This is a genomic window from Cystobacter fuscus (assembly GCF_044360685.1).
In the GTDB taxonomy this organism is placed as follows: Bacteria; Myxococcota; Myxococcia; order Myxococcales; family Myxococcaceae; genus Cystobacter; species Cystobacter fuscus_C.
Genome location: NZ_CP043491.1, coordinates 6,298,664 through 6,310,833 on the forward strand (window position 1 = coordinate 6,298,664; position 12,170 = coordinate 6,310,833).

9 protein-coding genes are annotated in these 12,170 nt (G+C 68.0%); 1 reads left to right on the plus strand and 8 read right to left on the minus strand.

Translation table 11 applies throughout. From position 1 onward, the window contains the following. Positions 1-43: 43 nt before the first annotated feature. From tssC to mutS, 8 genes are all read right to left on the minus strand, one after another. The gene (tssC, locus tag F0U63_RS25805; protein WP_395833411.1) at positions 44-1,534 is read right to left on the minus strand and encodes a type VI secretion system contractile sheath large subunit; all 1,491 of its coding nucleotides are present in this window, start codon (positions 1,532-1,534) and stop codon (positions 44-46) included. 45 nt (positions 1,535-1,579) lie between these two features. Then, positions 1,580-2,173, minus strand: a complete 594-nt coding sequence (gene tssB, locus F0U63_RS25810) for a type VI secretion system contractile sheath small subunit (RefSeq protein ID WP_395833414.1) — start codon at positions 2,171-2,173, stop codon at positions 1,580-1,582. A 124-nt stretch (positions 2,174-2,297) separates the two neighbouring features. Continuing rightward, a complete protein-coding gene (locus tag F0U63_RS25815) occupies positions 2,298-3,185 on the minus strand; it encodes a hypothetical protein (protein WP_395833416.1) in 888 nt (295 codons plus the stop codon). Positions 3,186-3,189: 4 nt separating this feature from the next. Further along, positions 3,190-4,215, minus strand: a complete 1,026-nt coding sequence (locus F0U63_RS25820; protein ID WP_395833418.1) for a type VI secretion system protein IglI family protein — start codon at positions 4,213-4,215, stop codon at positions 3,190-3,192. After that, positions 4,208-4,594 (minus strand): DUF4280 domain-containing protein, encoded by a 387-nt coding sequence (locus tag F0U63_RS25825; RefSeq protein WP_395833420.1) that lies wholly within the window; start codon positions 4,592-4,594, stop codon positions 4,208-4,210. The genes F0U63_RS25820 and F0U63_RS25825 overlap by 8 nt, the downstream gene beginning before the upstream one ends. 43 nt (positions 4,595-4,637) lie before the next feature. Continuing rightward, positions 4,638-6,317 carry a long-chain fatty acid--CoA ligase gene (locus F0U63_RS25830; protein ID WP_395833422.1) on the minus strand — a complete coding sequence of 560 codons (1,680 nt, stop codon included), beginning with the start codon at positions 6,315-6,317 and terminating at the stop codon, positions 4,638-4,640. A 45-nt stretch (positions 6,318-6,362) separates the two neighbouring features. Continuing rightward, positions 6,363-7,316, minus strand: a complete 954-nt coding sequence (locus F0U63_RS25835) for a hypothetical protein (RefSeq protein ID WP_395833424.1) — start codon at positions 7,314-7,316, stop codon at positions 6,363-6,365. 519 nt (positions 7,317-7,835) lie between these two features. Continuing rightward, entirely contained in the window at positions 7,836-10,460 is a 2,625-nt protein-coding gene (mutS, locus tag F0U63_RS25840) for a DNA mismatch repair protein MutS (protein ID WP_395848425.1), read from the minus strand. Positions 10,461-10,748: 288 nt separating this feature from the next. On the opposite strand from mutS, the gene nhaA reads away from it, so the two are divergent. After that, the gene (nhaA, locus tag F0U63_RS25845; protein WP_395833426.1) at positions 10,749-12,128 is read left to right on the plus strand and encodes a Na+/H+ antiporter NhaA; all 1,380 of its coding nucleotides are present in this window, start codon (positions 10,749-10,751) and stop codon (positions 12,126-12,128) included. The last annotated feature ends 42 nt before the right edge of the window (positions 12,129-12,170 follow it).

The window sequence follows — 12,170 nt, forward strand, 5'->3', positions numbered from 1 at the left end:
TCCTCCTGTGTGTCGTTGGATGGAAGTTACGACGGTCGCCCGGTCATCCCAGGCGGGACTCCAACATCAGCTCCGCGCTGAGTCCCTCGAACTGGATGTGCGGCAAGACGGCGATCTTGCAGTCATACCAGCCGATCTCCCCAGGCCTGGACTCCACCATGACGTTGGTGGCCTTGAAAGGGAAGCGACGAAGCGTCAGGTCATCCGGATTGACGACCGTGGTGACATACCCCGACAGCCACGCGTCGATCTGCCGCTGCACGTAGCCGGCATCGGCGGTGCTGCCGATGTTGTCGCGCATGATGCTCTTCACGTAGTGCGCGAGCCGGGTGATGGAGAAGGTGTAGGCCAGGTTGGTGACGAGCTGCGAGTTCTCCGAGTCCTTGGCGTCCTTGAACTTCTGGGCGCGCTTGATGGACTGGGTGCTGAAGAACGTCGCCTCGCTGGAGCCCTTGCGGTAGACGAGCGGGATGAAGCCGTTGCGGGCGAACTCGTACTCGCGGTAGTCCGGAATCGCGATCTCCACCGGCGCCTGGATCATCTTCTGGCCGCGCAGGGTGAAGGTGTCCACCGGCAGGCCCGTGACGAGTCCGCCGCCCTTGGGGCCGCGGATGGACTGGCACCAGCCGGACTGCTCGAAGGCCTTCACCAGGTTGCGCCCCATCAGGAAGGCGGCGCTGCCCCACAGGTACTTCTTCGAATCACCCTGCGCGTCCTCCTTGAAGTTGAGCACGGTGCACGGGTTGGTGTCCGGATCCCACGGCTGGCGCACCACGTAGCGCGGCAGCGTCAGGCCGATGTACGCGGCCTCTTCCTTGTCGCGCAGCTGGTTCCACCGGCCGTAGCGCGGGTGGTTGAGCACGCCGTCCAGGTTCTTGAGCGACTCGAGCTGCTCGACGCTGTCGCAGTCGAAGAACTTGTAGCTCGCCGAGGCGATGAACGGGCAGTGCGCGGCGTTGGCCACCTTCGCCATGCGCTCCAGCCAGGTGATGTCCCCGCGCGTGGCGCTGAAGTCGTACAGGCCGAGCATCACCCCGTACGGCTTGCCACCGAACTGGTCGTACTCCTTGATGTAGATCTTGTCGAACAGGGCGCTGGAGAAGATGCTGCTCGAGTTCTTCTCGAAGTCCTCGGCCAGCTCCTCCTTGTCCACGTCCAGGATGTCGATGGTGATGTCGGCCTGGAAGTTGGTGTGGCCGATGAGATCATCCAGCCCGCGCCAGGCCGACTCCATCTTCTGGAACTTCTCGTTGTGGAGCACCTCGTTGATCTGCTCCTCGATGAGCGAATCGATGCGGGCGATGGCCTTCATCACCTCGCCCTTGTCGAAGCGCACCTGCCCCACGTCGTCCTGGATGGGCTCGACGTTCTGGAGCAGCGCCGCCACCGCGGACATGAAGCGCTCCTCGCCCCCCACCTGCTCCTCGTCCTGCGCGATGGGCACCAGACCGGTGCCGATCATCGGATTGGCGTTGAGGGGGACGTCGAAACCACGGACCTTGAACAGCTCGTTGAGATAATTTTTTTCGGCCATGAGCGATGGGCTTCCCGGCAAGAAGATGGATGGAGAGAGAGGGGATCAGGCCTTGACGGTGGCCGGCTCGGTGACGGTCTCGGCGACCAGGGCGGGCTGCCCGGAGTCGGACGGGGCCGCCTTCGCCACGGGCAGGCGCATGGACGCGAATCCCTTGAGCTGATCGCTCTGCAGCAGCTTGTTGAGCTGCTCCTTGTCGGAGAACAGCTCGTAGAGCGTGCGCCGCAGCTCCTTGCGGTTGTCGATGTCCGACTGCATCTCCAGCAGCAGCTTGCGCATCAGCATCAGCGCCTTGAGCTTGGGCACGTGGTGGACGATCTCATCGGGGTTGAAGGACTTCATCCCCGTGATGGGCAGCGTGACCGACATCTTCGCGCCCGCGTCGGTGCTGATCTTGTCATCCACCTCGAACGAGACGGACATGCCCATGTCCTTCATCAGTTCGTTGATGTTGGTGTCGTTGACCGAGCGCAGCTGCCGCTCTTCCAGGTCCTGCTGGCGATCCTTGGAGCTGCCGAGCGAGAAATCTCCCATCACCACGACACGGAAAGGAAGCTTCACCTCCGCCGACTGGCCGTTGATGTTGGTGCGATAGGTGAGCGTGATGCGGGATTTGGGCAGATTGTCCTGGATGGGCACGGCTTCTCCTTACACGAGTCGGCTTGCAGCTCCTGCAGAACCCCTGACTCCGCCACCCCTGGTTGCCGCAGGATCAACCCACTGTGTGCTGGGCTAATACTGTAGAGAAAAGCGAACAGTAGGGTCAAGGGCGCTTGTTCCACACGGCGACGTTGGTCTCGGGAGGACTCGAGGTATCTCCCGAGAAGAGCAAGACCTGTTGGGTATAGTTGGATGCCTCCTGGAGCGGATCATACCCCAGGTAGCTGTCACGCTCCGTGCGCAGGACCGAGGCCTGGTCACGCAGCACGAGGAACACGGTGAGCATGAACACCGACTCGGACAGCAGCGGCAGCAGCTTCGTCTCGAAGCGGTGACGGGCCTCGACGGCCCACGCCACGCCATTGCTGGCGATGGGCTCGTCGCAATACAGCTTCACCTCCATGCCCCCGGTGGGAATGGACGCGAAGCCTCCCATGGAGTCCCCCTCCCCCAGCGTGGTGGCGCCCAGGCGCATCTCGCGCGCGGGGACCCGCTGCTGGCGCACCTCGCGGCGCACCGAGAGCTCCACCTCGGGGAAGATCTTCGCGAAGAGCCAGTGCAGGGTGCTGGGACTCGTGGGGCGCAGCATGCGCAGCCGGTCCAACACCGTCTGCGACCAGCCCGGCAGCAGCGCCTCGTCGCGCTCCGGGTACAGGCCCGTGAAGCACTCGTGCAGCAGCAGGTGATCGAAGTAGCCGACGAACCGCTCCAGCCGATCATGATCCAGCTGATCCATGGTCTGCATCAGGAACGAGGGCAGCGGGGACTGCGCGCTGAGCAACCCCATGTTCACCGTGATGATCACCCGCTTGGCCGGCTCGCGGATGAACTCGATGTCGTGCACCAGGTGGGACTGATGCACGGTGGTGCGGTGGCTGCGGTACTCGATCTGCGCGTCGCCGTACCCGGACGCGGCGAGCACCGACAACAGCGCGGGGATGTCGAAGCCGCGAATGCGCTCGCGGATGCGCTGTTCGATCGGGCCGTTCATGGCCCTACTCCTCGTCCTCGCCCGCGTTCACGTTCTCCTCCTGGGCGAGGAAGGCCTCCAGGTCCACGCGGTAGAGCTGATCGAGCGCGCGAAACCCCAGCGAATCGGTGCTCTGCAGCAGCGGCTCCACTTCATCCGCCCGGATGCTCAACCCGGCGAAGAAGCGGGAGAACAGCGCGGGCAGGTACACGCGCGGATCGAAGTGCTCCACCACCTGCAGCACGTCGGCCGCCACCACCGTCGCGCGCCGGTAGTCCTGCCGCTCGAGGAGCGTGTCGAACGCGGCCAGCTTGCGCATCAACTGCGCCAGCGCCGGCGACACCGGGATGCTGGGCCCGGCCGACGCGGACGCGGCGCGCGGGGACTCGGCGGGCGCCGCGCGCGTGCGCACGGGAACGACTTCCGCCTCGGCTTCCGGCTCGGGCTCGGGTTCTGGCTCGGGTTCGGGTTCCGGCTCGGGCAGCGAGTTCAGATGGCCTTCCATCCACTGGGTGAGCCGGCGGAAGGGCGCCTCGCAGGCATTGCGTTGTAACACCCGGTTGAACGAGGCGAAGATCTCCTCGCTCAGCGCGAGCGCCTGCTCCAGCGGCTCGCGGTTGCTCGCCTGGCTCCAGCGCTGCCACGTCTCGTTCTTGAGGCGCTCGTGGTGCTCGATGTGCTTGTTGAGCACCTTGAGCAGCCAGCGCAGGCCCGCGTCGGCGAAGACGTCCTTGCGCTCGCGCGGCCCGAAGTACTGCCAGTTGATCAGCAACGTGCTGGAGAGCGAATGGAAGAGCGTCGGCAGCGCCTCCAGGCCGCCCTCCATGAAGAGACCCATCAGGTAGGGGCCGACCAGGCGCACATCGTACAGGCCCTGCTCCAACAGCTCCTGCGCCGCGCGCGCCGCCTCGACGTAGTCGCTGCGCGACACCAGGTTGTTGACCTTCTCCAGCCGCTCATCCGCGCTCTCCAGATCCGGAGCCTCGGCCGTCAGTGCCTGGGTCAGCAACTGGGGCAGGAGCGGGGACAACTGCTTCGCGGGCTCAGCCATTCTGCACCACCACCTGACCGGGCGAGACCACCTGGATGACGCCGCCCCAGTTGCACATCAACTTACAATTGCTGTCCACGGCCGGCATGTTGCCGATGAGCAACTTGGGACAGCCGGGCACCCAGGGCGCCGCCGTGGCGGGCACGCAGGGCATGGGCGTGAGCACCCCCATCGCGGCCGCCGTCGCCGCCGCCACCGTGGGGTTGGCCAGAGACATGCACATGCCGAAGGGCAGCACATTCACCAGGGGCTTGTTGTCCATGATGTTGGCCGCGGGCGTCGTGGCCAGGATCTTGTTGGTGGGCAGCACCACCAACGACGAAGGAGCCGCCCCGAAGCTGCACTGCAGCATGGCTCCCATGACGACCTGGACTCCCATGGTCCATCTCCCTTGACGCCCCTCACGGAGCGACGGGGTATCCTCACACACCCGCGCCTTCTTTTTCCAGCAGGTGCCCGCGCAGCTCGGTGAGCGAGCGGAAGAGGGGATCCGAGCTCTTCCGGTGAAGCGCACCCGTCAGGTACTGCGCGCGGCACCACTCCTCATCCACCCTCCCCTTCACCCGGCGTGCGTACAGGGGAATGAACTCCGTGCGATCAGGCAGGTGCTCGCCGCCCATCTGCAACTCGAGCGAGCGGCGGATCTCCTGCGACCAGGCACTCGTGTTCGGCTTCTGGGCTCCCGTGAAGACGAGCAACACCTGCCGGTAGTGGCCCGCCACCCCGCCCGTGGGCGAGGGCACCACCGTGGCGCCTCGGACGAAAGGCAATTGCTCGATGGCCTGAGCGACCTCGGCCCCGGGGTACACCCGGCCGTCGCGCCGGGCGGAGCGGGGGCCGCCGTAGTGGTACACCCCATAGGCGCGTGTGAGGACCACGTAGCCCGGGGGCCGGTCCTTGTCCGGCAGCAGCGTGAAGACACCCAGGTCCCCCGGCGCGAGCTGGCCGCTCATGTTCACGTCCCGCAGGGCCCAGCTCCGGCCCGCGGCGGGCGGTGCCTCGGTGTGCAGCTCCCTCACCTGCCGGGGGGAGGCGAGCACCGCGCCTCCCGCGCAAGGATCCACGAGCACGTTGGCGGAGGGCACCGCGGACAGTCCGCACTGCTTGACCCAGGCGCGCCACGCCACCCAGTCGATGGGCTCCTCGGGGTTGCGGAACCAGTGGGCCACGTTCTTGAGCGGCGTGCGCGCGCGCAGCAGCAGATCCCTCAAGGCCGGCGTGACGCCCAGCGCGCGCACCGGGTGCTCGGTGAGCAGCGCGGGATTCGTTTCGAGGTCCGCCAACTCCAGGTGGAGGTAGGTGGCCCCGCGCAGCAAGGTGGTGAGCAGGAACGAGGGCAGGTGTTGCAGAGGGTGGTAGCCCGGGGCGCACAGGTGCTCGCCCGGACCCAGGCCGAAGGTGAGCAGGCCGTCCACCAGCGCCCCGCGCCATGCATCCTCCGCCGTCAACACCGCGGGAGTGCCCGCGGGCTCCACCAGCGGGGAGAACAACAGGCCCACGGGCTCTTCTGGCTTGGCCGTGTGCGAGGTGAAGGCCGGAGCGGCCTGTCCCTTGCTTTGCAACACCTTCTTCTCGAAGCCCGCCACCAGGAGCATCTGGTGGGGCTCGGTGGCGATGTGGTCCGGCGCGAGCGTGGTCAGCCGGTGCGCGATGAACCGCCGGCCCTGCGGTGGCAACAGGCTGACGCACGCGCCCAGGCCCAGGGCCGCCGCGAAGGAGATGAGCAACTCGCTGCCCACCGGGTAGAGCAAACACACCTTGGCGCCCGCCTTGACGCCTTGCCGAGCCCACTCGGTGGCCCGCCGCGCCGCCTGCTCGTGCAACTGCCGGTAGCCGAGCACCTGCCAGCCGCTCCGGCGATCGTAGAGCCGCAGGGCGATGCGGTCCGTATTCGCGTGGCGCACCACGGCATCGTGGAAGAAGTCGTAATGCTGGCCCACCCGACTCTTGAGGGGGGCGCCGCGGCCCACGTGGGCCGCGGCGAGCGCGGTGAAGAACTCCTCGGACCGATCCCAGCTCTCCTGCTGCCAGGTGGGAACCCCCGGCTCCGCGGAAGCTCCTGACTCGAGCTGCTCGAGAATCTTACGAATGTCGAAGGCCATCCGGTTGCTCCCGCCGGAGAGAGGAAATGGTGACAGGTTGAAGATTCATCGGCGAGAGGAAGGAATGGCACCAATGCGGACCAGGAACCGTGTCTTGCGATCCATCTCCCGCTGTAGCTCGTCCAGATGCCGGGACGCGGACCGCTCGGGCACCTTGGAAGGCGAGGACGGTCCACTCCCCCGCGCGAGGACGGGCATGCTCACGCTTCGCAGCGGCGCGACGTCCACCCGAGGGGCCGCCCCATCATTCGCACCGCTCGGGTTGCTCCGCACCAGCGCCGGACGCACGGGAAGCGGCGGCACCCGCTCCGCGACGGCGCGGCCGTAAAGCCAGGCCCCACACCTCCAGAGCACGTCGTAACGTTGGTTGAGCAGCGTCCAAAACCTATCTCGCATCTCGATGGCCCGAAAGAGCGCGTTCTCCTCATGCTTCACGCTCCCCTGTTGCCCGAGCACCATCCGCAACTGCCCGATGAGCCGCTCCGCCTCATCGACTTCCTCGGAAGTCACCGGAGAGCGGCCCGCGATTCTCGCCGCGTTCCTGCGGAACAACGCCACGAGGGCGACGCAGTCCTCGATAACATCATGCCGCGCATGCAGCCAGACCTCATCGACGTCCGAATCGGGAAGCAGATGAGCCTCGGCGAAGGCGTCCGCAGCCTTGCGTAACCTGCGCCGCACCTGCTGCACGCGCTCGAACACGGCGCCGAACGAAGCCGCCTCGCGCTCGCGTTCTACCCGGAGTGCCGCGAAGGCCAGGCCCTGAACGAGACGAGGCAGCAGAGAGAGCTCCACGACATTGACGCCGGGAAGTCCACCCAGGCTCGACGCCCCACTGCCCAGCACCTGCTCCACCGCATGATTCACACCGTGGTAGGTGAGAACGATGTCGGCGCAGCACTCCTCGATGAAGCCGGGCTCGAGGGCCTTCACGGCGGAGAGAAAGGACTCATAAGCCGATTGAGAGCTGATACCCTCGAGCGCCACGATATCCACCATCACCGTCCCCGCTGACTCAGCCCCCTTGGAGCCATCCGCTCGCATGGGCGGCACATTATCGGGTGCGCTCCAGGGTCGCAACGCACCGAGTCCCAACCCGAATGGCAAGCCGAGCAAGTTCCGGCCCAGCGCGTGCCCCCAAGGATGTTGAGGAAGGATGGAGGCTATGGCCTGGCGGGGTGAGCAGGTAGGTGTCGCCCGAGGTGGACGAGCCCGGCACGTTGCAGGTTCCCACCTCCAGCACCTCCCCGGCCTGGTGCCTCCTCCCACGAAAAGCACCTTCCCATCCGGCAGTGTCATGTCTCTCACCGCGAATGACAGTCATTGAGGATTGTCTTCACGGTTCATTTGAATGAATGAAACGAACGAGCATCTTGTACCCAAGAGCCCCAGGTCCGGCTTCCGCATGGGCGACAATCGGTTGAGCGAGCGCGCCACGGCGCGACGACACGCCAACCCCGCCCGAGGAGCCCCGGTATGGGGCCACCCTCGGGTGGGAAGAGCCTCAACGACGTGGACTCAAGACGACTTCAGCTCCCGCTGGAGCGCCGCCAGCAGGTTGAGCGCCTCGAGCGGCGTCAGCTCGTCCACCTTCGTCGCCTTGAGCGACTCCAGCACCTTCTGCTGCGCGGGCTCCAGCTTCGGCCCGCCTCCGCCGAACAGGCCGAGCTGACCCGGCGCCGGCGCCGACGCCCGGGAGCCGCGCCGCGCCAGCCGGGGCTTCCCATTGTCGTCGAACTCGCCCGACTCCAGGTTCTGCAGGATGTCCCGCGCCCGCGCCACCACCTCCGGAGGCAGGCCCGCCAGCCGCGCCACTTCAATCCCATACGAGCGGTTGGCCCCACCCGGCACCAGCTTGCGCAGGAAGAGCACCTTGCCCCCCTGCTCGCGCACGGCGATACACAGGTTCTTCACCCGCGGCTTCTCCCGCGCCAGGTCCACCAGTTCGTGGTAGTGCGTGGCGAAGAGCGTGCGCGCCCCGCTCTTGTCGTGCAGGTGCTCGGCCACCGCCCACGCGATGGACAGGCCGTCATACGTGGACGTGCCCCGGCCAATCTCGTCCAGCACCACCAGGCTGCGCCGCGTGGCGTGGTGCAGGATGTGGCTCGTCTCCGTCATCTCCACCATGAAGGTGGACTGCCCCCGCGCCAGGTTGTCCGCCGCCCCCACGCGCGTGAAGATCCGATCGCACAGCCCAATCCGCGCCGCGCTCGCCGGCACGAACGAGCCCACCTGCGCCATCAGCACCGTGAGCGCCACCTGCCGCATCACCGTGCTCTTTCCCGCCATGTTCGGGCCCGTGATGATGAGGATCTGCGACTCGCCCGAGTCCATCTTCACGTCGTTGGGAACGAACGCCTCCCCCGCCCCCAGCATCCGCTCCACCACCGGATGGCGCCCCCCCGTGATGCTCAGCACCTCGGAGTCGTCCACCACCGGCCGCACATAGCCGTACTCGGCCGCGCACCGCGCCAGCGACAACAGCGCGTCCGCCGTGGCCACCGCCTCCGCCGCCGAGCGCAGCCGCGGCGCCTCCTTCACCACCTGCGCCCTCAGCTGCTCGAACAGCTCCAGCTCCAGCGTGCCCCGCTGCTCGTCCGCCGTGAGGACCTTCTCCTCGTACTCCTTGAGCTCGGGCGTGATGAAGCGCTCGGCCCCCGCCATCGTCTGCTTGCGGATGTAATCCGCCGGCACCAGGTGCAGGTTCGACTTCGTCACCTCCAGGTAGTACCCGAACACCCGGTTGTAGCGGACCTTCAGCGAGCCGATGCCCGTGCGCTCCTTCTCGCGCGTTTCAATCAGCAGCAGGTAGTCCTTGCCCTGCGTGGCGAGCGCCACCAGCTTGTCCAGCTCGGCGTGGAAGCCCGGGCGGATGAAGTTGCCCTCCTTGAGCGTCGGTGGCGGCTCGTCCACCACCGCCCGCAGCAGCAGCTCCGTCAGCTCCGGCAGCGCCCCGAGCGGCCCGCCCAGGGCCTTGAGCAGCCCCGCCTCGCAGCGCGCCAGCACCGCCGCGAGCCGCGGCAGCTGCGCCAGCGACACCGCCAGCCCCCTCAAGTCCCGCGCGTTGCCCGCCCCCAGGGACAGCCGGCCGCACAGCCGCTCGATGTCCCCCACCTCCTTGAGGGCCACCGTCAGCTCCTCGCGCCAGACGCTGCGCTGCGACAGCTCCTCCACCGCGTCCAGGCGCGCGGTGATCTCCGGCCGCGAGCACAGGGGCGCCCCGAGCCAGCGCGCCAGCTTGCGCGCCCCCAACCCCGTGGCCGTCCGATCCAACACCCCCAGGAGCGAGCCCTTGCGCCCGCCATCGCGCAGCGTGCGCAGCACCTCGAGATTGGCCCGTGAGGACTCGTCCATCAGCAGGTGCCCGCCGCGATGCTGGCGGCTGAGCCTGTCCACGTGCGCTGCGTCCGTCTTCTGCGTGTCCTTGAGGTAGCGCAGCGCCGCGCCCGCCGCCCCCGTGGCCAGGGGCGCGTCCTGCAGTCCGAACGCCTCCAGCGACTGCACCGCGAAGTGGCCGCGCAGGAACGCCGCGGCCCGCGCGGGCTCGAACGCCGCCTTCTCCAGCTCCGCCACCGCCGGCGCTCGCGAGAGCCGGGACACCACCACGGCCGTCTCCGGCGAGTCCCGATGCCCCTCGGGCACCAGCAGCTCGCGCGGCTCCACCCGCGCCAGCGCCTCCACCAGCTCCTGCGTCGTCTCCGCCTCCAGGGAGAAGAACTCCCCCGTGGACGCCTCCAGCAGCGCCGCCCCGAAGCCCTCGGCCCCCGGGTACACCGCCGCCAGGAAGTTGCTCGCGCGCGGCTCCAGCGCCTCCTCGTCCAGCACCATGCCGGGCGTGATGACCCGCGTCACCTCGCGCCGCACGATGCCCGGCCCGGCCGCCCCCGGCTCCTCCACCTGCTCGCAGATGGCCACCTTGAGCCCGTGCTCCACCAGCCGCGCGATGTAGCGCCGCGCCGAGTGGTACGGCACCCCCGCCATCGGCACCTTCTCTGCGTTCTTCGCCCGCGCGGTGAGGGTGATCTGCAAGAGCTCCGAGGCGCGCACCGCGTCCTCGAAGAACATCTCGTAGAAGTCCCCCAGCCGGAAGAAGAGGATGGCGTCCGGATTGAGCGCCTTCACCTCGAGGTACTGCCGCATCATCGGGGTGAGCGCGCCAATCTCCCGCGCCCCGGCCGAGGGCTCGCCCGCCCCCTCCACCGCCGCCTCGCCCTCGTCCCCGCTGCCCTTGACTGCCTTCGCCTGCGTCGCGCCCATCGCCGCCTCTTGTCTCACGCGTCCCGTCGGGGATCAACAGAACATCTGACCTCCGCCGTCCACCCGTTCACGCCTACTCCGCCCATGGGCCCATGCCCGCTTGGAGGGCAGACGCCCCGGGTTGGGGAAAATCGGTGTGAGCCCCGACTAAAACCGTGGCCCAAGTGGACGCAGGTGTGCGAACTGTCCCAACCCATGGACCCTCGCCCCGTGCCTCCCGTCCCCCGGCTGTTCCGGGCCGCCGTCGCCCCCGTCCAGGCCTTCTTCAAACTCGAGGCCAGCAGCGGCATCCTCCTGGCGCTATGCGCCGTGGCCGCCATGGTCTGGGCCAATTCCCCGTGGGCCCACGGCTACGAGGCGATCTTCGAGGCCCCCCTGGCGCTCGGCCTGGGCGAGACCCTCTTCCACTTCACCGTGCGTGAGTTCATCAACGACGGGTTGATGGCGATCTTCTTCTTCCTCGTGGGGATGGAGATCAAGCGCGAGCTGGCCACGGGCGAGCTGCGCTCCCCCTCCCGGGCCCTGCTGCCGCTCATCGCCGCGCTGGGGGGCATGGTGGTGCCGGCGGCCCTCTACGCGGCGTTCAACGCGGGCACCCCGGCGCTCAAGGGCTGGGCCATCCCCATGGCCACCGACATCGCCTTCGCCATCGGGTGCCTCACCCTGCTCAAGGGGCGGGTGAGCCACGGCCTGGTGGTGTTCCTCACGGCGCTCGCCATCTTCGACGACATCGGCGGCATCCTGGTCATCGCCCTCTTCTACGGCACGGGACTGCACGTGTCGTGGCTGCTCGGGGCGCTGGCCGTCACCGGGGTGTTGTGGGCCTGCAACCACTACTACGTGCGCAATGGCGTGGTGTACGCGCTGCTGGGCACGGCGCTCTGGTACGCCCTGCACCACGGCGGCGTGCACGCCACCATCTCGGGGGTGATCACCGGCATGATGATTCCCGCGCGCCCCACGCGCCGCGGCCGGGAGGTGCTGCAGGAGCTGCACGGGTTCGTCGCTCAGCTCCTCAACGAGCCCGAGGACGAGGAGGTGCGCAGTGGCCAATTGCTGTACATCGAGGAGCGGCTGGAGGACATCGAGCCGCCGCTCACCCGCTTCGTGCACCTGTGGCACGGCTGGGTGGGCTACGGCATCGTCCCCTTGTTCGCCCTGGCCAACTCCGGCATCTCCGTGCGCGGCATGCACCTGGCGGATCTGCTCGCCCCCCTGCCCCTGGGGGTGATGGCCGGCCTCTTCGTGGGCAAGCAGGCGGGTATCTTCCTGTTCACCTGGGCGAGTGTGAAGGCGGGACTCGCGGAGATGCCGGGCGGGGCGCGGCTCGGGCAGCTGCATGGGGTGGCGGTGGTGGCGGGCATCGGCTTCACGGTGGCGCTGTTCGTCGCGGGGCTGGCGTTCGCGAACGAGCCCCACCTGCTGGCGGAGGCGAAGCTGGGCATCCTCTTGGGCTCGCTCCTGTCCGCGGTGGTGGGCTACCTGCTGCTGCGCTTCGCCCCGGCCTCCCCCGCGTCCGAGCCCGCGCCGGACCCGAGGACGGACGCACCCTGAAATTCTTGGGGTTTGCCGGGCGCCCGGGCCCGTGGAAAGGTG